Origin of the sequence: Bacillus xiamenensis (assembly GCF_001857925.1) — a bacterium.
In the GTDB taxonomy this organism is placed as follows: Bacteria; Bacillota; Bacilli; order Bacillales; family Bacillaceae; genus Bacillus; species Bacillus xiamenensis.
In genome coordinates, this window is sequence record NZ_CP017786.1 from 1446194 (window position 1) to 1469211 (window position 23018).

The window sequence follows — 23018 nt, forward strand, 5'->3', positions numbered from 1 at the left end:
CGATGTTAAAATCTCTCTTCCCAGCTGCACTGGTTTTGGCCCTACTCACCGCTTCCATTCCAACGGAAAAGGTGAGCTCTGCCCCTCTTCCAACCGCCAAACAAATGGTTCAAGACATGTCACTAGATGAAAAAATTGGTCAAATGCTCATGCCAGACTTTCGAAATTGGCAAGCAGAAGGTGAATCCACTCCTACAGGGTTAACAAAAATGAATACAGAAGTGTCTCATATTGTTAAGAAATATCATCTAGGCGGTGTCATCTTATTTGCAGAGAATGTCGTTGATACGAAACAAACCGTCAACCTCACTCATGAATTTCAAAAAGCATCACCAAACATTCCTCTATTCATTTCAATTGATCAAGAAGGCGGAATCGTCACAAGACTTCAAAAGGGAACACATTTCCCAGGAAATATGTCGATTGGTGCCTCTAGAAGTAAGAAAAATGCATACGACACAGGAAAAATCATCGGTAAGGAATTAAACGCCTTAGGCATCAATACAAACTTCTCTCCTGTTCTTGATGTGAATAATAACCCAAACAACCCCGTCATTGGTGTCCGTTCCTTTAGCTCTGACCCTGCACTTGTCACTAGACTTGGTCTTCAAACCATGAAAGGACTTCAAAAAGAAAAGACCATTTCCACACTAAAGCATTTCCCAGGCCATGGTGATACAGCTGTCGATAGTCACTACGGACTTCCGCTCGTCAAACATGACCTTGATCGTTTGAAAAAGGTTGAACTGTATCCGTTTCAACAAGCAATCAACGCAGGTGCTGATATGGTCATGACCGCTCACGTTCAATTTCCAGCCATTGATAACACGACCTATCAAAGTAAAAAAGATGGTGAAGACATCATGGTTCCTGCTACTTTATCTAAAAAAGTGATCACACATCTACTAAAAGAAGAAATGGGCTTTCAAGGAGTTGTTGTGACAGATGCTCTAAACATGAAAGCGATCGCAGATAACTTTGGACAGGAAGAAGCCGTGGTGATGGCCATTAAAGCAGGCGTCGACATTGCCCTCATGCCAGCCCCTGTCACGTCCTTAAAAACAGAGAAAAACTTAGAAAATGTGTTCAATGCTCTAAAACAAGCCGTTTTAACAAACGAAATTCCGATATCTCAGATCAACCAATCTGTTGAGAAAATCCTTGAATTAAAGATCAAACGAGGCATCATATCCACCAATAAACCCGTAAGCCTTGAAAAGAAAATCAAAAAAGCCACTCAACTCGTTGGTCAAAAGGCGCACCGAAAAGCAGAACAAAAAATGGCACGTGAAGGCATCACTCTACTTAAAAACAACCACAAAACCTTGCCCTTTAAACCTAAAAAGAACGATCAAATTGTGCTCATGGCACCCTATGAAGATCAAACAAAAGCAATGTCTGTCACAATTGACACTCTGATCAAACAGAAAAAGATCAAGCCTGTTCATATCCAATCGTACGCATTTGCAGATAAGAGCTTCTCGAAAGAAACAGCCAAGCTGATTCAAGATGCTGACTATGTCATTACCGGCTCTTACGTTGTCCAAAATGACCCAGCTGTAAATGATGGCGTGATTGATGACAATGTACAGGACCCGAAGAAATGGGCAACTGCCTTCCCTCGTGCTGTCATGAAAGAATCAGCAGCACAAAACAAAAAACTGGTCATCATGAGTCTTAGAAACCCATATGATGCTGCCAATTTCGAGGAAGCCGATGCCTTACTGGCTGTTTACGGTTTTAAAGGCTACTCAAACGGACAATTCAATCAACCGAATATTCCTGCTGGACTAGAAGTGATTTTTGGCACGTCATCACCTAAAGGGAAATTGCCAGTTGCTATCCCATCAGTCACTCATCCTAATCAAACCCTTTATCCATTTGGCTATGGACTCAATTTAAAAGGGAAACAGATCAAATAGGAGGGATTCTCTTGAAAAAGACCGCAAGCTTGATACTCGCTAGTCTTCTCATGATCAGCACATTGACCGCCGCCTCCCCCGCAGATTCAGGACGAACAGACACAAAAGGGAAAAAAACAGCAGTCAAAACAGGGATCGAAACATTACTATCAAGTAATCTCTCTTGGCTAAAAGGGAAAAAGGTAGGACTTATTACGAATCCTACCGGCATTGATGCAAACATGAAAAGCAGTGTCGATCTCCTATTTGAACATCCAAATATAAAACTGACTGCCTTGTACGGACCTGAACACGGCGTACGCGGTGACGCACAGGCAGGAGAAGGCGTCGAATCGTATACCGACGAAAAAACGGGCCTGCCTGTTTACTCTCTCTATGGAAAAACAAGAAAGCCAACTCCTGATATGCTCAAAAATGTAGATGTCCTGCTGTTTGATATTCAAGACGTTGGTACTCGTTATTACACCTATATTTACACGATGGCCTATGCAATGGAAGCCGCTAAGGAAAACAACATTCCATTTGTTGTCCTAGATCGTCCAAACCCAATAGGCGGGCTAAAAGTAGAAGGACCTGTATTAGAGCCCGAACACGCCTCATTTGTAGGTCTCTATCCAATCCCATTAAGACATGGGATGACGACTGGAGAACTTGCACACATGTTTAACAAAGAGTTTCATATCAACGCTGATGTCACTGTGATCAAAATGAAACATTGGAAACGCTCCATGACGTTCGATGACACAAAGCTGCCGTTTGTCCTTCCCTCCCCTAACATGCCGACTGTTGACAGTACCTATGTCTACCCAGCAACCGGATTAATTGAAGGCACAAACGTCTCTGAAGGCAGAGGAACGACAAAACCATTCGAGCTCATTGGTGCTCCATATATCAATAGCAATCAGCTAGCAGATCATCTAAATGGGCTAAAACTAAAAGGCATTCAATTTAGACCTGTTTCATTTACCCCTACCTTTTCAAAACATGCCGGGACTCTTTCCCATGGCGTGCAATTATACGTCACAGACCGTACTTCATTTGAAGCAGTAAAAACGGGATTATCCATCATCAAAGCAATTCATGATTTGTATCCGAATGACTTTCAATTCCTTCAAACAGGAAGCTTTGATCAACTTATCGGAAATGGCTGGGTCAAAGAAGAAATCAATAAGGGAACTTCCATCAAACACATCATGAAACAATATCACCATGACCTGAAAACATTTGAAAAGAAGCGAAAGAAATACCTCATCTATTAATCGCAAAAAAGCCTCCATCTCAAAGGATGGAGGCTTTTTCATGATAACGATTTAGTCACAGCAGGTGTTTTCAGCTCAAAACGATTAAGTAAAAAACCAAAAAAGGCAGCAAGCACTTGCTGAAAGAGCATACCAATCACAACAGGGACGGCAACAGCAGGCGGAAAAAAGCTAATGGCAAGTACAGCACCCGCACTAATGTTTCGCATACCGCCTGTATACACAATGGCCACAACCTCCCCTTGCGTACATTTCATGGCCTTTCCAATGAACCACGCAAACGCATACCCACTCATTGCAATGAGAAACACAATGACTGCTTTACTAAAAAATGCAGCATCAAGCTCACGCAAATATGGGGCGACAACAGAGCTATTAATAGACACCACCACAAACAAACCTATTTTTGAAAAAGGTGACATCGTCTGACTGATGGCCTTCGTCACCGTTGGCTTAGCATACTGATGAACGAGCATTCCCAAAATAGACGGAAGCACCACCATACCGAACAACCCTTTCATGATGGCCCCAATGTCCATATGCACTTGTGTTCCGACAAGCAATGACAGACTGGCTGGCACAATCAAAGGCGAAAGCAGTGTATCAATTAAAATAATAGATAAAGTTAACCCAACATTTCCTTTGTACATGGCTGCCCATATTAAACTAGACACACCTGTTGGAATGACCATCGCTAGCGTCAAACCTGTGATGGTCATGGAATCATCAGCAAATATCAGATGCCCCGCCGCCCAAGCATAAAGAGGCATTAATACATGCAAAATCATAAACGTTAAAATCAAAGGCAATGGATGCATCACCGTATGCCTTAAAGCTGAAAAGCTGGCAGATAAACTTCCTGTAAATGTCATGACGGCAAACACCCAAGGCACCAAAAACGTAAAATCCCTTAAATACGCCGCTAATACAACACCAAGCAACACACTAATAGGAGTCATCACCGGCATCATCCGACCAAGCACTTGATTCAAATGGACAATCATGCCGCGCACCTCCATCCTTCACTTTCTTACCTCATTTATTGTCAAACAAACAGATTGGCTTTTTAAGAACCTGTCACCTATTTGACGAGTTTTTGACTAGACGTATCCACTTTATACACATACCGCACAAGGAAAGGGGTTTTTCTGCAAAATGAAGAAATAGAAGAATAACTTTCGAGAAACAGAGACGTTCAGCGTCTTTTATATTTGAGGATACCTAAAAGGCAATATAGTAAGAATAAAAGAAATGAAGGCAAGAATCAAGAACTATCGATGTGAAGACATTCCTGAATCAAATATAAATAAATGACAAAAAATCACCACCATATAGACCGCTCCACAAAGTCAGAAGTACATGTGCACATTACCACCGTAAAAATGAAAAGACCTAATTTCGATACATACCGAATTCAGGTCTTAGAAGTGGTCTCACCTTATTGAGTAAGAAAAATCAATATGGCTCTTTTTTACTCTTTCACCACCGACGAATCATCATGTAATTCCAATCGTTTAATATCTCCTACAATCAACAAGTAACTCAACATAGCAACAATTGCATTTATGCCTACAAAAACGAGTGCGCCATGAAATGAACCAGTTGCACTAATGATAAAACCAATAATAATAGGTGTCGTAATACCAGAAATATTTCCAAATGTATTAAATAAGCCGCCACTTAACCCACCTATTTCTTTTGGAGAGCTATCAGCCATGACCGCCCATCCCAATTGCCCAAATCCTTTTCCAAAGAACGCCAGCGCCATAATGCCAACCACATGCCATTCCACATTCGTATAGTTACATGCGATCATAACACTTGATAGAATCATCCCGATAATAATAGGCGTCTTTCGAGCAAAGGTAAGCGATTTCCCCTTTTTCAGCAAATAATCCGAATAGATCCCACCTAAAATCCCACCTATAAAACCACTAAGCCCAGGTAATACGGCGACAAATCCCGCTTGTAGTATTGACATCCCTCGCTCTTGTATGAGATACACAGGAAACCATGTCATAAAAAAATAAGTGAGGGTAGAAATACAATATTGACCAATATAAACACCGACTAACATACGACTTTTCATAATTTGTTTGATATAAGACCATTTGATTCCACTTTTCTGCGCAGACCCTTTATTGGCGTTTTCCCCCATCATATCTAACAGACCGCCGCCATCCTCAATATAATCTAACTCTGCTTGATTGACACGGGGATGATCCTTTGGATTATGAATGACTTTTAACCAAATAAAAGAGATCACAATCCCTAACGCACCCATAATTGTGAAAACATGTTCCCACCCCATGTACGCTGTAATCCACGACATAAATGGTGTAAAAACAATAATGGCTAAAAAGGCAGATGCACTAAAAATAGCAGATGCAGTCCCACGCTCATGATCAGGAAACCACGAAGCTGCAACCTGGCTATTTCCCGGGAAAGAAGGAGCCTCTGCAAGCCCTACAATAAACCTCAGAACAAAAAGCAGAATAATAGCTGTAGAAGCACTAAACAAACCGACAAACCCTTGCAATAACGTAAAGAAGGACCAAAGAAAAAGACTCCAAAACAACACCCTTTTCGTTCCAAACCGATCTAATAGCCAGCCACCAGGAATTTGGCCAAGCGCGTAAGACCAACTAAAAGCCGAAAAGATAAACCCCATCGTCACCGCACTAATGCCTAGATCACTCTGTAAAGGCGTAGCCGCAACTGAAATCGTGGCACGATCTGCATAATTTATCGTCGTCACAATGAACAAAAAACTGACAATGAACCAACGGATATTCGTTTTCTTTCCTTGCACTGGAACTGTCTCATTCCCAATTATTGTGTTGCTGTCTACCCTCATCTTATTCGCCCCTTTGTTTGTCATTATTTACACACACAAGTCAAACACCCCTAAAGAAAACGCTTTCAAAAAATAAGGAGGAATCTACTCTCGGTGTGTCTTTCGTGCCCCACTTCATCTGACTCATGGGGCACGAAATTTTTATCGTCCAAGCCAACCACCATCAACAGAGAGCAAATGACCATGCACATAGTTCGCAGCAGCTGATGCTAAAAAAACAGCAGCTCCTTTAAAGTCATCTGGATTTCCCCAGCGCCCCGCAGGAATTCGCTCTAATATTTGCCTGCTGCGAACTGGATCATCAATCAACGCAGTGTTCATTTCTGTTGCGATATAACCTGGTACGATCGCATTGACATTAATACCAGATGATGACCATTCATTTGCAAGTGCTTTCGTCAATTGACCAACCGCCCCTTTTGCAGCTGCATATGCAGGGACATACAAACCTCCTTGAAATGAAGCAATAGAAGCAATATTGATGATTTTCCCGCTCTTTTTTTCAAGCATATGTTTTCCTGCTTGCTGACATAGAATCCAGACAGCCTTCAGGTTCACTTTGATCACATCATCCCAATCCTGTTCAGGAAACTCAGCAGCCGGAGCCCTTCTTTGAATACCTGCATTATTCACCAAAATATCAACTGAATCCATCATCTCAATGGCTTTTGGGATCGCCTCTTTTACTTCGTCTATATTTTCCATATCACAGCGAACAATTTCACAACGCACACCTAACTCTCTAATTTCATGTTGTGTCACCGTATCATCTGACCTTTGAAGAAGAACAATATCTGCTCCCGACTCAGCAAGACCTATAGCAATTGCTTTACCAATACCACGTGTTCCCCCAGTTACTACAGCTGTTTTCCCTTGTAAATCAAAAGCCTGTCTCATCAACATCACCCCTATAGTTTAAATAAAATTTTCAAAGCTTGATCGGGATTTTCCATCAAATCAAAGCCTGTTTGTATCTCCTCTAATGGTAGAATGTGTGACACCAATTCATCGATTTGAATCTTTTGCTGTTCGAGCAACTCAATAGCTTTTGTAAAATCACTCGGTGTATAACAGCGAGTCGTTGTTAAAGAAATTTCTCGAAAATGCATCGCAGACAACTGTATAGTCGGCGCTTTTTTATAGACACTGACCACAACGATTTCACCTTGGTATTTGATGCATTCTATCATTTGATCAGCTGTTGCCTGAATACCTGCTACTTCAAAAACGACATCAGCCCCAACACCATCTGTATATTTTTTTATCACATGTGTCACATCTGTGTGCCGAGCATCAATGACTTCAAACCCCATCTTCTGAGCGATTTCTAAACGCATTGAACTTACATCAGAAATGACAATTCTTCCAGCGCCAGCCTGTCTTGCTATCAAGCCTATTAAAAGCCCAATAGGACCTGCACCGAGAATGACAACCGTATCTCCAACCTTCAGCTTCGATCGCCGAACTGTATGAACAGCTACAGCCAAAGGTTCAATCATTGCTCCCTCTTTTTCTGTAACAGATGCTGGAAGGAGCCTAAGCCTGTGAATAGGAATCGTAACATACTCAGCAAAACCACCATCTTGATCAATTCCTATATATCTCAATTTCTGACAAACTTGAAATTGCCCTTGCTGACAGGCTGAACAAACCCCACAATGTATGAGCGGTTCAATCACCACCTGATCTCCCTTTTGAACATGCTGATCACCATCAATATCTATTACAACCCCGCTAAATTCATGTCCAAGGACAAGGGGAGCTTCTGCCCTCGGATGCAGCCCATGATAAATCATCATATCAGTGCCACATATCCCTGCGTAAGATACCTTAATGAGTGCCTCCCCAGATGCCGGTACTGGCATCTCTCTCTCCTTCATTGCGACACATTTAGGTGATACGTATACTCCTACTTTCATACATTTCTCTCCTTTTAAAAGAATCCTTTTGTCTTCAAACTTTCCGTTCATCGCTTACGGTCGTACAGCAGTCCCGTCTGGTGTTCGGGCAAGTGTCCACGAAGGAATACCGCCTACAGGTGGATACAATTTTGCTTTCTCTTCATCAATATCAACGCCTAATCCAGGTAGATCATTCACATAAGCAAACCCTTGATCAACAGTTGGACAGCCTGGGAACACCTCTTGTAACGCTTCATTAAACACTGTCCATTCCTGAATCCCAAAATTCGGAGAGCTTAAGTCTAAATGCAGATTGGCAGCCACACCGACTGGAGAAATATCCCCCGGACCATGCCAGGCTGTTCTGACGCCAAACAACTCACTGAATACAGCTAATTTCTTGGCCGGAGTGATTCCTCCGATAGTGCTGACATGGCATCTAATAAAGTCTATTTGTTGGTTGATAATCAAGTTTTTCCACTCATTTATGTTCGTGAATAACTCTCCTATACCAATTGGCGTTGTACTTTGTTGTCTAATAGTTTGAAGCCAATCAATATTTTCAGGAGCAACAGGATCTTCTAAGAAAAACAGTTGGTATGGCTCTAAATTCTTGGCCAACCTTACCGCTTCGATTGGTGGAATGCGTTCATGAACATCATGAATCAATTCCATATTGAAGCCAATCTTAGATCGCAGATAATCAAATAACTTATCAACACTCCTTGCATAGGCTTCAGGGTCAAAATAACATCCGGGTAAAGCATTTTTAGGAGAACGCTTCGGTACAATTTGATTCGATTTTTCATAAATCGTTGCAATTAACCGTGTATCAGTCGTTCCACTGCCACCATACATCCCCATTTGACATCGGGCATATTGATACCCCTCTTCCATTAAGGCAAGTACATTCTCCTCAACAGCCTTTTCATCTGGCCCATCGGCATGACGATAAAGGGGGATACCCTCCCGACATTTACCTCCTAATAGTTCATACACAGGTAAATGAGCCAATTTACCTTTAATATCCCAAAGTGCCATATCAATTCCTGATAAAGCATTGTTCATGATTGGACCATTCCTCCAGTAACCGCTTACATTTGCAGACTGCCATATATCTTCGATTCTCCTTGGATCTTTTCCAATAAGAAATGGCTTTAAATAATCCTCAATTGCTGATTTCACAGCAAATATCCGCTGTGTAAACGTAGCACAGCCTAAACCATATAGACCTGGTTCATTTGTTTCGATCTTTACAACGACTAAATCAATATTTCCAGGTGCGGTTAAAATTACTTTGACATCGCGAATAGTTAAATCTCTCATGGTCAAATGCCTCCTATCATAACTCCCTTTATTACAATCTTGTTAGTTGTCCTACAAGATTACGAAAAAATACTACCTCTTTTTAAAGAGGTAATGTTCAATCCTTGATCATGCTCATTTTCTCAATGTTATTTTCCATCGCATGATTCAGTATCTCCTTCGCTTTTTCTGCATCTCTACTTTGAATGGCTCTAAATAATTGCAGATGGACTTCGATACTTTCCAACGTAACACCAATCACCCGATTTAGTTCCTCTAAATAGCGGTAATACATATCCCGAATAGAGTGGACGACACTATAAAACACTTTGTTATTTGAAGCCTTCGCAATAGCTAAATGGAAGTTAAAGTCGGCTTCTGAATATTTTTTATAGTCATCACGATAGCGAAACATCGCATTGAGTGCATGCTCCATATTCTCAAAGTCCTCATCTGTAGCATGCTTAACAGCCAAATCAATACATTTGTATTCAATAGTCTGTCGAAACTCCATCATGTCCAAAAATTCTTTCTCACTTAAATGCAGAATCATTTCAATATCATGTATATCAAATTGACCAACTTTCTCTGACACGAATGATCCCTTTCCATGATGAGTCACAACAATTCCTTGATCCCTTAAACGCTGAATAGCGCTCCGAACACTTACCCTGCTCACATTAAACAACTTCTGCAGCTGCGGTTCAGATGGAAGTTTACTTCCTGGCTTCCAGTTCCCCTTTGCAATATTGTCTTTCAGTTGTTCATATACCATATTCACAATGTTTTGTTTGTCTATAGAATCAAATTCCAAATCTAATCCCTCTCTTGTAACACGTCATACAAGTTATAACTGATCATAGCACATAATCAACAACAAGTAAACGCTTTCTTTTTAAAACTAAAAGAACTGACTACCTACTTCTTTGCCCTCTTCAAAAAATAGGTACCCGATTTGTTTTGTGCTATGGTAGTCGATACAGTTCAAAACCGATAGCAAATTCAATGATACGTCCCCAAGTACTAAAAATAGACATAAAAAAAAGCCTTCTCATCTTTGAGAAACCTTGTCAGATCAATATTTAGAGGAAAGCTTCCAAGCGGGCTCGAACCGCTGACCTCTTCCTTACCATGGAAGTGCTCTACCTACTGAGCTATGGAAGCATGGCTCCGCAGGTAGGACTCGAACCTACGACCGATCGGTTAACAGCCGATAGCTCTACCACTGAGCTACTGCGGAATGGATAAAGTAACTTCTTCCATTGGAAGGATATAAACAAAAAGCTTGGCGGCGTCCTACTCTCACAGGGGGAAACCCCCAACTACCATCGGCGCTGAAGAGCTTAACTTCCGTGTTCGGTATGGGAACGGGTGTGACCTCTTCGCTATCGCCACCAAACCTGATAGAGAGAATGTTCTCTCAAAACTAGATAACAATGTTCATGCTTCACATTAAATATAGGTTAAGTCCTCGATCTATTAGTATCTGTCAGCTCCACGTGTCACCACGCTTCCACCTCAGACCTATCAACCTGATCATCTTTCAGGGATCTTACTTCCTTGCGGAATGGGAAATCTCATCTTGAGGGGGGCTTCATGCTTAGATGCTTTCAGCACTTATCCCGTCCGCACATAGCTACCCAGCGATGCCCTTGGCAGAACAACTGGTACACCAGCGGTGCGTCCATCCCGGTCCTCTCGTACTAAGGACAGCTCCTCTCAAATTTCCTGCGCCCGCGACGGATAGGGACCGAACTGTCTCACGACGTTCTGAACCCAGCTCGCGTACCGCTTTAATGGGCGAACAGCCCAACCCTTGGGACCGACTACAGCCCCAGGATGCGATGAGCCGACATCGAGGTGCCAAACCTCCCCGTCGATGTGGACTCTTGGGGGAGATAAGCCTGTTATCCCCGGGGTAGCTTTTATCCGTTGAGCGATGGCCCTTCCATGCGGAACCACCGGATCACTAAGCCCGACTTTCGTCCCTGCTCGACTTGTAGGTCTCGCAGTCAAGCTCCCTTGTGCCTTTACACTCTGCGAATGATTTCCAACCATTCTGAGGGAACCTTTGGGCGCCTCCGTTACATTTTAGGAGGCGACCGCCCCAGTCAAACTGCCCACCTGACACTGTCTCCCTGCCCGATAAGGGCAGCGGGTTAGAAGGTCAATACAGCCAGGGTAGTATCCCACCGATGCCTCCACCGAAGCTAGCGCTCCGGTTTCCAAGGCTCCTACCTATCCTGTACAAGCTGTACCAACATTCAATATCAGGCTGCAGTAAAGCTCCACGGGGTCTTTCCGTCCTGTCGCGGGTAACCTGCATCTTCACAGGTACTATAATTTCACCGAGTCTCTCGTTGAGACAGTGCCCAGATCGTTGCGCCTTTCGTGCGGGTCGGAACTTACCCGACAAGGAATTTCGCTACCTTAGGACCGTTATAGTTACGGCCGCCGTTTACTGGGGCTTCAATTCGCACCTTCGCTTACGCTAAGCGCTCCTCTTAACCTTCCAGCACCGGGCAGGCGTCAGCCCCTATACTTCGCCTTACGGCTTCGCAGAGACCTGTGTTTTTGCTAAACAGTCGCCTGGGCCTATTCACTGCGGCTTCTCGGGGCTTTAACACCCTAAGAAGCACCCCTTCTCCCGAAGTTACGGGGTCATTTTGCCGAGTTCCTTAACGAGAGTTCTCTCGATCACCTTAGGATTCTCTCCTCGCCTACCTGTGTCGGTTTGCGGTACGGGCACCTCTCACCTCGCTAGAGGCTTTTCTTGGCAGTGTGGAATCAGGAACTTCGCTACTATATTTCGCTCGCCATCACAGCTCAGCCTTCACGGGAAACGGATTTGCCTATTTCCCAGCCTAACTGATTGGACGCGGATATCCATTACCGCGCTTACCCTATCCTCCTGCGTCCCCCCATTGCTCAAATGGTGAGGAGGTGGTACAGGAATATCAACCTGTTGTCCATCGCCTACGCCTTTCGGCCTCGGCTTAGGTCCCGACTAACCCTGAGCGGACGAGCCTTCCTCAGGAAACCTTAGGCATTCGGTGGACGGGATTCTCACCCGTCTTTCGCTACTCATACCGGCATTCTCACTTCTAAGCGCTCCACCAGTCCTTCCGGTCTGGCTTCACAGCCCTTAGAACGCTCTCCTACCACTGTTCGTAAGAACAGTCCGCAGCTTCGGTGATACGTTTAGCCCCGGTACATTTTCGGCGCAGAGTCACTCGACCAGTGAGCTATTACGCACTCTTTAAATGGTGGCTGCTTCTAAGCCAACATCCTGGTTGTCTAAGCAACTCCACATCCTTTTCCACTTAACGTATACTTTGGGACCTTAGCTGGCGGTCTGGGCTGTTTCCCTTTCGACTACGGATCTTATCACTCGCAGTCTGACTCCCAAGGATAAGTCATCGGCATTCGGAGTTTGACTGAATTCGGTAACCCGGTAGGGGCCCCTAGTCCAATCAGTGCTCTACCTCCGAGACTCTTACCTTGAGGCTAGCCCTAAAGCTATTTCGGAGAGAACCAGCTATCTCCAGGTTCGATTGGCATTTCACCCCTACCCACACCTCATCCCCGCACTTTTCAACGTGCGTGGGTTCGGGCCTCCATTCAGTGTTACCTGAACTTCACCCTGGACATGGGTAGATCACCTGGTTTCGGGTCTACGACCACGTACTCATGCGCCCTATTCAGACTCGCTTTCGCTGCGGCTCCGCATCTTCTGCTTAACCTTGCACGGGATCGTAACTCGCCGGTTCATTCTACAAAAGGCACGCCATCACCCGTTAACGGGCTCTGACTACTTGTAGGCACACGGTTTCAGGATCTATTTCACTCCCCTTCCGGGGTGCTTTTCACCTTTCCCTCACGGTACTGGTTCACTATCGGTCACTAGGGAGTATTTAGCCTTGGGAGATGGTCCTCCCGGATTCCGACGGAATTTCACGTGTTCCGCCGTACTCAGGATCCACTCTGGAGAGAATGACATTTCAGTTACAGGGCTGTTACCTTCTCTGGCGGGCCTTTCCAGACCTCTTCGCTTATATCATTCCTTTGTAACTCCGTATAGAGTGTCCTACAACCCCAAGAGGCAAGCCTCTTGGTTTGGGCTGTTCCCGTTTCGCTCGCCGCTACTCAGGGAATCGCATTTGCTTTCTCTTCCTCCGGGTACTTAGATGTTTCAGTTCCCCGGGTATGCCTTCTCATACTCTATGTATTCAAGTATGGATACTACTCCATTACGAGCAGTGGGTTTCCCCATTCGGAAATCTCCGGATCAAAGCTTGCTTACAGCTCCCCGAAGCATATCGGTGTTCGTCCCGTCCTTCATCGGCTCCTAGTGCCAAGGCATCCACCGTGCGCCCTTTCTAACTTAACCATTTCTTACTTTAGAAAGAATCACTATGTGTGATGAACTTTGCATTGCATTCAATGTGAATGTATTACTTATTGTTATCTAGTTTTCAAAGAACAATCCTGTCTCGCTAGAGACATGTTTTGAAGGAATGATCCTTCAAAACTAAACAAGACCAAAACGCACACTGCTCCATATATCCTTAGAAAGGAGGTGATCCAGCCGCACCTTCCGATACGGCTACCTTGTTACGACTTCACCCCAATCATCTGCCCCACCTTCGGCGGCTGGCTCCATAAAGGTTACCTCACCGACTTCGGGTGTTGCAAACTCTCGTGGTGTGACGGGCGGTGTGTACAAGGCCCGGGAACGTATTCACCGCGGCATGCTGATCCGCGATTACTAGCGATTCCAGCTTCACGCAGTCGAGTTGCAGACTGCGATCCGAACTGAGAACAGATTTGTGGGATTGGCTAAACCTTGCGGTCTCGCAGCCCTTTGTTCTGTCCATTGTAGCACGTGTGTAGCCCAGGTCATAAGGGGCATGATGATTTGACGTCATCCCCACCTTCCTCCGGTTTGTCACCGGCAGTCACCTTAGAGTGCCCAACTGAATGCTGGCAACTAAGATCAAGGGTTGCGCTCGTTGCGGGACTTAACCCAACATCTCACGACACGAGCTGACGACAACCATGCACCACCTGTCACTCTGTCCCCGAAGGGAAAGCCCTATCTCTAGGGTTGTCAGAGGATGTCAAGACCTGGTAAGGTTCTTCGCGTTGCTTCGAATTAAACCACATGCTCCACCGCTTGTGCGGGCCCCCGTCAATTCCTTTGAGTTTCAGTCTTGCGACCGTACTCCCCAGGCGGAGTGCTTAATGCGTTAGCTGCAGCACTAAGGGGCGGAAACCCCCTAACACTTAGCACTCATCGTTTACGGCGTGGACTACCAGGGTATCTAATCCTGTTCGCTCCCCACGCTTTCGCTCCTCAGCGTCAGTTACAGACCAGAGAGTCGCCTTCGCCACTGGTGTTCCTCCACATCTCTACGCATTTCACCGCTACACGTGGAATTCCACTCTCCTCTTCTGCACTCAAGTTTCCCAGTTTCCAATGACCCTCCCCGGTTGAGCCGGGGGCTTTCACATCAGACTTAAGAAACCGCCTGCGAGCCCTTTACGCCCAATAATTCCGGACAACGCTTGCCACCTACGTATTACCGCGGCTGCTGGCACGTAGTTAGCCGTGGCTTTCTGGTTAGGTACCGTCATGGTGCAAGCAGTTACTCTTGCACTTGTTCTTCCCTAACAACAGAGCTTTACGATCCGAAAACCTTCATCACTCACGCGGCGTTGCTCCGTCAGACTTTCGTCCATTGCGGAAGATTCCCTACTGCTGCCTCCCGTAGGAGTCTGGGCCGTGTCTCAGTCCCAGTGTGGCCGATCACCCTCTCAGGTCGGCTACGCATCGTCGCCTTGGTGAGCCGTTACCTCACCAACTAGCTAATGCGCCGCGGGTCCATCTGTAAGTGACAGCCGAAACCGTCTTTCATCCTTGAACCATGCGGTTCAAGGAACTATCCGGTATTAGCTCCGGTTTCCCGGAGTTATCCCAGTCTTACAGGCAGGTTACCCACGTGTTACTCACCCGTCCGCCGCTAACATCCGGGAGCAAGCTCCCTTCTGTCCGCTCGACTTGCATGTATTAGGCACGCCGCCAGCGTTCGTCCTGAGCCAGGATCAAACTCTCCGATGTATGCAGGATGCATATCACACATGCGTTGCTACACGATGTAGCGAACTTAGCATGTGATCATTTCCTGCCTCGTCAGTTTGACTGACTACCTATGATGTTTCATAGGATTTTTTTATTAAAACTCGAATTAACAGGTACGTTTTGTCTTGTTTAGTTTTCAAAGATCATCTCCGCCGTTCTTAGCGGCTTTAATAATATAACATTTCGCTTCATCTTATGTCAACAACTTTTTTCAAGTTTATTTCCCGAAGCGTTTCATGTTTGTCACTGTGTTTCAGCGACGATTAATAATATATCACGAAAATATTCTGCCGGTCAACGTCTTTTCGAAACTTTTTTTGAAATAGTTTTATTGTGCATGTCAAACCCTTGTCCTGCATACAATCAAGTAACAATCTTGGACAAGGCAGGAGTGTTTGAATTGAGTCGATTATATGTGTTGCCTATTAAACGGCTGAAACAAGTTGTCATTATTCTTGTAGCAGCCCTTGCAGCCGCAACCTTTTTTTATGTACAAAAGGCACCGCCGCTGTCAGTATTTAAAACAGAACAAGGACCCCGGGCGATTTATAAAGGAGAAACCTCATCAAAACATGCTTCCCTTACTTTTAATATTGGCTGGGGAGATGAAAAGGCCGTTCCTATTTTAAATGTCCTCCGAGAGCACGATATAAAGAACGCTACTTTCTTTCTGTCGGCTTCTTGGGCTGAGCGTCACCCTGATATTGTGAAAAGGATTAGAGAGGACGGCCACCAAATTGGCAGTCTTGGCTATGCGTATAAAAATTATAGCCAGCTTGAAGAAAACGAAATCAAGCGTGATCTTGTCCGTGCACAAAATACATTTCAAAAGCTTGGACTAGATGATATTCAACTATTAAGACCGCCAACGGGGCAATTCAATGAAAAAGTATTGAAAATTGCAACACAGTACGGCTATACCGTTGTACATTACAGCATCAACTCTCAGGATTGGCTGAACCCAGGCGTCGATCAGATTGTTCAAAATGTAAATGATCGAATGAAAAGTGGAGACATCATTCTCCTCCACGCCTCAGATTCAGCCACCCAAACCGCTCAAGCCTTACCAGCGATCTTAAAACACTTAAAAGATAAGAATTTAAAAAATGTGACCGTTAGCGAACTGATTTCAAATACAAAAACGAAATCAGCTGAAGTTAAGTAGATTTCGCCTTTGAAAACCGGGGCATAGCTAAAAGCTGAAACGCATTACAGCCCAATAGCGGGAAAAGCATTAAATACAGCCAGTCCTCTTCATTGACTCTAAGCGCAGGAAACCATTCTAACGATGTGATGACGACCATAAGAAACATGGCAGAAATAAATGTTTTCTTAGAGGACTGCTGCTGTTTAAAATAAGCGACGATCAATGCAAACACACCGATAAAAACAGGCAGCCACAAGTACGGAAGAAACGATTCATTTTCCCCGAAAAACAAAAATCGCAAATACGCTAAATCAAACAGCACAAAAATCACAAGAAACAACTGAATGGTATTCCATAAAGAATGTGACCGGAAAATCTCAAGTGCAAACCGGTGCACTGTTAAGAAAACGACAAACCCCATCTGACTAATCACACTAAAGATCATTCCCACACCAATGAACCAAAATAACACAGATGCGATCTCTAAAATCTCAAACGATACAAACAGCTTCTGATACTTCCCCCACTCCAGCGCAAAACCTACCACGCTTGTAATGACCGCTCCAACAGCCAGCACAGAGAAGAAAAAACGAACTAAATCCCGACTTTTCATTGAATTGATCCAACCCCTATTTTTGTTATGTATAAATTTACGTGAAACATTCATATTAAAAGTAAGACATGTAACGAAAGGAGCCACAGTATGTCAAAAGGCATCTTGCGTATAATGAGCTGTTTTCTTCTTTTATCTCTAACAGCTTGTGCTCCCAAAACCCAATCTTCATCTAATATGGACTATGACGAAACGAAAAAAATGGTCGTCGATATTTTGAAAACAGATGACGGTAAAAAGGCCATTCAACAGTTATTAAATGACGAGGCAATGAATGAAGCTTTGGTAATGGATGAACAAACTGTGAAAAAAACAATAGAGAAAACACTGACTTCTGATAAAGGCAAAGAGTTCTGGAAGAAGGTCTTTGAGGATTCTAAATTTGCCGAGACTTTCGCAAAATCCATGCAGCAACAGCACGAAAAGATGTTAAAACAATTAATGAAGGATCCTGACTATCAACAAATGATGATGGATATTCTCAAGGATCCTGAAATGGAAAAGAAATACGGTGAACTCGTGAAAAGCAAAGAGTTCAGAAAACACTTAGAAAAAGTCATTACAGAAACATTAAGCAGCCCTCTCTATAAGAAGAAATTCGAAGATGAGCTAAAAAAAGCAGCATCTGAAAGCAGCAGTGATTCAGGATCACAAGGAAACGAAGGAAGCGGTAGTTAAACATGACCCGAGTGGTGTAGAGTCCACTCGGGCTTTTATTATGCTTTCACTGCTAATTGTTCAATGACTTTACTCGCAATCTGTTGATAGACTTCTCCTGTCGGATGACTCGCATCATAGACGGAAGGAGCAAAATCATCTTCATTCCAATCAGGCTGTCTTAAAGGAATTTGACCAAGAACCGATACTCGCAGCTCTTCAGCCAGCTTGTCCCCGCCACCTTTTCCAAAGACATATTCTTTTTCACCTGTTTTCTTGCTTTCGTAATAGCTCATATTCTCAACGACCCCAAGCACCTCGTGATCTGTCTGCAGTGCCATTGCACCTGCTCTGGCAGCAACAAAAGCAGCTGTTGGATGCGGTGTTGTCACAATGATTTCTTTACAGCTAGGCAGCATTGTATGAATATCAAGCGCCACATCACCTGTTCCCGGCGGAAGGTCTAATAGTAAGTAATCTAATTCTCCCCACTCTACTTCGTGGAAGAAGTTATTTAACATTTTACCAAGCATCGGTCCTCTCCAAATGACCGGTGCATTTTCTTCAACAAAAAAGCCCATTGAAATCACTTTGACACCAAAGCGTTCCACAGGAATAATTTTTTCCCCTTTTACTGTCGGCCTGACGGTAATTCCCATCATATCCGGTACACTAAAGCCGTAAATATCAGCATCAATCAGCCCAACTTTTTTCCCTAAACGAGCCAGTGCCACAGCAAGGTTAACAGAAACGGTTGATTTACCAACGCCACCCTTTCCACTTGCAATGGCTAAGAACACTGGTGGATTTTTAGAGTTGAGCAGGTTTTCTTCCTCATCCTGTGACGGCATAAATTTTTCAAGCGTTTCCTGAGGCAGTTCTTCAAAACGAAGTCCTACTGTGTTAGCGCCCGCTGCTTTCAAGGCCTGCACGATGTCTTGCTGCAGCTTCATTTGCTCAGCGGTACCTGTTTTGGCAATGGCCACCTTTAAGCTCACATGCTCTTTTTCAGGCTTTAGGCTGATTTCCTTGATGGCATCCAGCTCACCAAGCGGTATATGAAGGAAAGGTTCGTCCATCTTCCCAACTAGTTTTCTCACATCATCTTGTCCGATCATAGCAGAACCTCACCCTTTATTGAATTCGTTTACAAACCAAGTATATCATACATATCCTTACAATGTCTGTCCTGTTTGCCTGCGATCAAAAGGAAAAAGCCCCTTATTCAGGCGGCTCTTTTTGCTCTGTTAAATATCTGAGAATGCCTTTATAAATGGAGGCAGCAATTTGATCCTGATACTTAGGTGTTGCCAGCTGACCCGCCTCTTTTGGATTAGAAAGAAAACCGATTTCTACAAGAGCTCCTGGCTTCGTGACATTTTGCATTAAATAAATCCCATTGATTCGCTTCGCTTTACGGTCCGTGTTTTCAAGGTTTTTGCGCAATTCATCTTGAATGAACTTCGCTGCTTTTTCATTCTCTTCATACTTTCCGTAAAAGAACGTCTGTGCTCCGCTCCATTTATTCGAAGGAATGGCATTTAAATGAATGCTTAAATAGAGATCCGCTTCAGACTCATTGATGACTTTTACGCGGTTCCTTAAATCCTCCGCTTTCTTTCGGGCATATCCCCTTGTATTCTTTGATGATAAATCAGAATCATCCTCTCGGGTCATGAGCACAAGCGCACCCTGCTCCTGCAAATAGTCCCGTATCTTCATGGACACATCCAGTGCAATCTCTTTTTCAAGCAGCTCGCCGCCAACAGCTCCGCCATCTGGACCACCATGACCCGGATCTAGATAGATGATCTTCCCACTTAGAGGCAAATTCCACGATTTCCATGAATCATCATTTAGAAATTGAAATCTGAATAAGAATAAGAGGACAATAAACCCAATTAAAAACCCTGTCCACTTCAGCTTTCTTTTCATCCCTGTCCCTCCCATACACCATTATTTTATAGATATGGGACAAGGGCTGGAAATATGCTTAGTGCAGTCGAAGCTTGTGTCTTTTTTCTGATTCTCGATAGCCTTCCTGCCACCATATGTTTAAAAAATCTTTCGCAAATGGATAGAGAGCTGATGTCTTTTGCTCCATTCGGAACATAGTGCCCCACGATTGCAAACACCCTGCCAGCTCTTCGATCAGCTCATCCTCTTCCTGAGATGACCGCTTCTTCATATTATCGAACGATTCGCCATATCGACTCGACTCACCGTATCTCCCACCAGCTAAAAACGCTTCAATGGCAAAATCTATACAGCCATCACTCATGATACCGGCTGGATCATCAGCAAACGGAAACAGCTTCTTCGTGAATTTCTCCGAGGCGGCTGTCACCCGCTGAAGAGACAAGGTACGCAACAGCTTCTTTTCAAGCGCGACATCGCGTTTTGTTTTCAATTGATAAAATGAAAGCACTTCTGCCATGGACTGAACTCCTTTTTTCTTTGTATTGTTCGTTGGTTTGAACAAAACATGCTGTTCAGTAAATGGAAATGACAAATTAGCGATCTAACGAAATGGAAAATTGTGATAAAATGGATTCTTGAATATAAAAAGAAGGGTAAAGGGGAAAAATCAATGAAGAAATGGATGTATATCCTGCTGCTATTGACAGTCATTCTATCCGCATGCAGCAGTCAAGCCACTCAAAATGAGAGCGGCATTAAAAGGATAGAAGACATATCTTTAAAACAGCTTTCCAAGCATAAAGGTACGTATCTTGGTGACAACTCAGCCGTGCATCAGATTTTATTAGACCTGCCAGGAGGCGCCATTCGCGAATTTGAAATCATCGATGGAAAAGCATTAGATGTCACGTATGGGATAAAAGAAGATGCCAACTACACAGAAGAACAATTTGATGCATTTTGGTTTGACGAAAAGGACACGATTGAAAAAACGTATTTATACAACGCAATCGCACTTTTTATTCTTATCAATAACGTAGAACAGGTGACCCTCAAAATGAACTCAAACGACGAGCCGTCCGTCACGTTTAAAAGAAAACAGCTAGAAAAAAAGCTCCCTCACCCTTTTAAAAAGTACAAAGACGATGCAGCGCTTTGGCAAAAGGAACTGGTTGATGGGGTTGTGAGGTCAAAAGAGAAACGCCAAGATGTATACAGAGCGTTTCCAATGCAGAAATAATAAAACAGAGGGGTGTTTCCCTCTGTTTTTTGATGTTTATGTAGTGAAAGCCTGTATCAATCGTTGTCGAAAGTTTTGATCCACTGCTGCAGTAAGCATAAATTCGTTGAATACTCCCCCAATCCAGTGAGAATTGTTCGCTTTCGGATCATTGATAAAAAGAGAAATGGATATAGAGGATGTATCTGTTCTTCGATATAAAGCACCTGTGAAAACGAACAATGTTGCTCCGCCTTTATACCAAAGATATTGATCTGTTTCCTTTTTCAATGTTTCTCCCAGTACGATTTGGCTAAAAAGACTCTTTTCTTCTATTGTTAACAGCTCATCCTGGAGACGTTTCATAAAATGTGCATATTGATTGGTTGTAGACTTTGTCAACTTTTGTGTCAGTAATGATTGAATACGCCAGCCTAATAAGTTCTTTTTTTTCATTTTTTCTTCTAACGCCTTTTTATGCTCTGGGTCATTTTTCATGATATTAAAAATCTCATTCATTAGAGATTTGTATTGTTCTTCGGATACACCGCTCATTTTCTTGAATGCATCCCGCCTACGATCAGATACATAAGCGGACCACAAAATCATTGGCGTCAGCGGCATGAGTTCATCAGGTTCTGTAAGACCCGCTTGTTTCATCTGATCATTGATCTTTTCTAAGCCCAGCCGGTCAATCAAATAATCCGTACAAGCATTCGAACTGAATTGCATCATCCCTTTGGCAACATCTAATAAAGTCGCATGCTCAGAAAAATCATTGACCTCCAGCCAGTACGCGTGCGCACCACCGTCTGTTCTATCAATATAAAACCGCTCTATATCAGGCAATGCCACTTTTTCCTCTAGCTTGATGGCGCCGCTCGATACAGCTTTAACAAAATGAAATAAAACCACTAATTTCACCGTACTTGCAAGTGGCGTTTTTTGATCAGCATTCCACTCTAACATCACATCATCATTTTCAATGATTGTCACTGAAACGTCCTTTTTGTTTTTTGCGACAAATGTCAAAAGATCTTCCTTCGTTTTTTTCATATCTCTTTTATACAACAAGACTTGAACCCCTACGTAAAGTACGACCACACCTATAACAACTAGACCGATTTTGAGTAACATGTTTCTCCTTTCCAAATAACAGAGAATTTATATATTGAATATAGAAAATATTTCTAATAAAGGCACAAAAAAGGCAGAGGTACGTGAATCCTCCGCTTCTTGATATCCTTATTCATGGGACAAATGCAGCTTCATTCCTTCATGAGTGGCTTCAAATCCTAATTTCTCATAAAAATGGCGTGCTTCTGGCCTCTGTTTATCTGTTGTCAGCTGAATCATATGACAGCCGCGGTCGCTTGCGCGTTGAATGGCCCACTTTATAAGCATTTATAAGCAGCGAACCGACTCCTTTCCCTCTATGACTCGAAGCCGTACGAACTCTTCGATGGATGCTCTCCATCCCCCTTGATGTGTAAGAAATGGCGTCATGGTTAACTGAAGAACACCAACTGCTTCTTTCTGGTCACACGCAACAATGAGTTCAATATTTGGATCAGCATCGATTGAACGAAAGGCTTTGATATAACTTTCTAATAATGGGCGAGTGTAACGCTCTCTCTTTTGACCTAACTTATCATCTGAAAGCATGAAAACGATTTCACAGCTTCTCTAAATGTCAATTGATTTAAATTCAATGAAAGCACCTCCTAGGATGGACGGAAACTATCTTCACTTACCAAAATACCAAATGAGACCGTTCTTCTATAAGATTTGATCAGCTTCTTTTTCATCAAACAGCTGTCATTCACCACATAACTCAGCAGAGTGTACTCTTGGTTTCTTGAATGGGAAAATCAACATCAATGATATGAAAATGTGCATCAAAGATCCTCATGGCCATGCCCCTCTTCTTCTTATTTGACCTGATTATATCAACATAGAAAGCGAAAGGATATTTGGATTGTTAAATCACTCATCATCAGAATTACCTATTAAGTGATTAAGAAATATAGTAGATTAAGTTATGAAATAAAAAAGAAATAGCAAATTACACTTTAT

At 43.4% G+C, this 23018-nt stretch carries 16 protein-coding genes, 2 tRNA genes, 3 rRNA genes and 2 pseudogenes; 5 read left to right on the forward strand and 18 right to left on the reverse strand.

The genetic code is table 11. The annotated features are described in order from the left end of the window. Positions 1-2: 2 nt before the first annotated feature. Both BK049_RS07200 and BK049_RS07205 read left to right on the forward strand, forming a co-directional pair. Positions 3-1922, forward strand: coding sequence for a glycoside hydrolase family 3 protein (locus BK049_RS07200; protein ID WP_071168216.1), 1920 nt, complete (start codon positions 3-5; stop codon positions 1920-1922). A gap of 11 nt (positions 1923-1933) precedes the next feature. Then, complete coding sequence (locus tag BK049_RS07205; protein ID WP_071168217.1) at positions 1934-3181, forward strand: exo-beta-N-acetylmuramidase NamZ family protein; 1248 nt, start codon at positions 1934-1936, stop codon at positions 3179-3181. 38 nt (positions 3182-3219) lie between these two features. Here the strand turns inward: BK049_RS07205 and BK049_RS07210 are convergent, their stop codons facing one another. The 11 genes from BK049_RS07210 to BK049_RS07260 form a co-directional block, all read right to left on the reverse strand. Next, a complete protein-coding gene (locus BK049_RS07210) occupies positions 3220-4185 on the reverse strand; it encodes a bile acid:sodium symporter family protein (RefSeq protein WP_008361397.1) in 966 nt (321 codons plus the stop codon). Between the two features lie 467 nt (positions 4186-4652). Beyond that, the gene (locus BK049_RS07215) at positions 4653-6038 is read right to left on the reverse strand and encodes an MFS transporter (protein ID WP_071168218.1); all 1386 of its coding nucleotides are present in this window, start codon (positions 6036-6038) and stop codon (positions 4653-4655) included. Positions 6039-6179: 141 nt separating this feature from the next. Continuing rightward, a complete protein-coding gene (locus tag BK049_RS07220; RefSeq protein WP_008361401.1) occupies positions 6180-6935 on the reverse strand; it encodes a glucose 1-dehydrogenase in 756 nt (251 codons plus the stop codon). 11 nt (positions 6936-6946) lie between these two features. Next, a complete protein-coding gene (locus tag BK049_RS07225; RefSeq protein ID WP_071168219.1) occupies positions 6947-7957 on the reverse strand; it encodes a zinc-dependent alcohol dehydrogenase in 1011 nt (336 codons plus the stop codon). 54 nt (positions 7958-8011) lie between these two features. Continuing rightward, a complete protein-coding gene (locus BK049_RS07230) occupies positions 8012-9265 on the reverse strand; it encodes an enolase C-terminal domain-like protein (protein WP_071168220.1) in 1254 nt (417 codons plus the stop codon). A gap of 97 nt (positions 9266-9362) precedes the next feature. Continuing rightward, positions 9363-10058: a FadR/GntR family transcriptional regulator gene (locus tag BK049_RS07235; protein WP_008361407.1), complete on the reverse strand. Its 696-nt coding sequence runs from the start codon at positions 10056-10058 to the stop codon at positions 9363-9365. 277 nt (positions 10059-10335) lie between these two features. After that, a tRNA-Thr gene (locus BK049_RS07240) sits at positions 10336-10408 on the reverse strand. Between the two features lies 1 nt (position 10409). Then, positions 10410-10484 (reverse strand) — tRNA-Asn (locus BK049_RS07245). A gap of 43 nt (positions 10485-10527) precedes the next feature. Then, positions 10528-10643: ribosomal RNA gene (gene rrf / locus BK049_RS07250) — 5S ribosomal RNA — on the reverse strand. A gap of 60 nt (positions 10644-10703) precedes the next feature. Next, positions 10704-13634, reverse strand: a 23S ribosomal RNA gene (locus BK049_RS07255). A 182-nt stretch (positions 13635-13816) separates the two neighbouring features. Further along, positions 13817-15365: ribosomal RNA gene (locus BK049_RS07260) — 16S ribosomal RNA — on the reverse strand. The 16S, 23S and 5S rRNA genes sit together here with 2 tRNA genes alongside, the layout of an rRNA operon. Before the next feature lie 421 nt (positions 15366-15786). On the opposite strand from BK049_RS07260, the gene pdaB reads away from it, so the two are divergent. Continuing rightward, positions 15787-16551, forward strand: coding sequence for a polysaccharide deacetylase family sporulation protein PdaB (pdaB, locus tag BK049_RS07265; protein WP_071168221.1), 765 nt, complete (start codon positions 15787-15789; stop codon positions 16549-16551). Here pdaB and BK049_RS07270 read toward each other — a convergent pair. Beyond that, a complete protein-coding gene (locus BK049_RS07270) occupies positions 16544-17146 on the reverse strand; it encodes a KinB-signaling pathway activation protein (protein WP_071168222.1) in 603 nt (200 codons plus the stop codon). The genes pdaB and BK049_RS07270 overlap by 8 nt on opposite strands. A 90-nt stretch (positions 17147-17236) precedes the next feature. Here BK049_RS07270 and gerD point away from each other — a divergent pair, with 90 nt between their 5' ends. Further along, a complete protein-coding gene (gerD, locus tag BK049_RS07275; protein WP_008356570.1) occupies positions 17237-17824 on the forward strand; it encodes a spore germination lipoprotein GerD in 588 nt (195 codons plus the stop codon). Positions 17825-17862: 38 nt separating this feature from the next. Here gerD and BK049_RS07280 read toward each other — a convergent pair whose 3' ends face one another. From BK049_RS07280 to BK049_RS07290, 3 genes are all read right to left on the reverse strand, one after another. Next, positions 17863-18921, reverse strand: a complete 1059-nt coding sequence (locus BK049_RS07280; protein ID WP_071168223.1) for an Mrp/NBP35 family ATP-binding protein — start codon at positions 18919-18921, stop codon at positions 17863-17865. Positions 18922-19024: 103 nt separating this feature from the next. After that, a complete protein-coding gene (cwlD, locus tag BK049_RS07285) occupies positions 19025-19738 on the reverse strand; it encodes an N-acetylmuramoyl-L-alanine amidase CwlD (RefSeq protein ID WP_008356568.1) in 714 nt (237 codons plus the stop codon). A gap of 58 nt (positions 19739-19796) precedes the next feature. Beyond that, positions 19797-20240 carry a DUF2521 family protein gene (locus BK049_RS07290; RefSeq protein WP_008356567.1) on the reverse strand — a complete coding sequence of 148 codons (444 nt, stop codon included), beginning with the start codon at positions 20238-20240 and terminating at the stop codon, positions 19797-19799. Positions 20241-20393: 153 nt separating this feature from the next. On the opposite strand from BK049_RS07290, the gene BK049_RS07295 reads away from it, so the two are divergent. Next, positions 20394-20963 (forward strand): DUF4825 domain-containing protein, encoded by a 570-nt coding sequence (locus tag BK049_RS07295; RefSeq protein WP_071168224.1) that lies wholly within the window; start codon positions 20394-20396, stop codon positions 20961-20963. Between the two features lie 36 nt (positions 20964-20999). On the opposite strand, the gene BK049_RS07300 is transcribed toward BK049_RS07295, so the two are convergent. From BK049_RS07300 to BK049_RS20095, 3 genes and pseudogenes are all read right to left on the reverse strand, one after another. After that, entirely contained in the window at positions 21000-22079 is a 1080-nt protein-coding gene (locus tag BK049_RS07300; protein ID WP_008356565.1) for a serine hydrolase, read from the reverse strand. A gap of 108 nt (positions 22080-22187) precedes the next feature. After that, positions 22188-22607: pseudogene (locus BK049_RS19635) on the reverse strand (GNAT family N-acetyltransferase). 152 nt (positions 22608-22759) lie between these two features. Further along, positions 22760-22860: pseudogene (locus BK049_RS20095) on the reverse strand (amidohydrolase family protein); the annotation flags it as partial. Between the last annotated feature and the right edge of the window lie 158 nt (positions 22861-23018).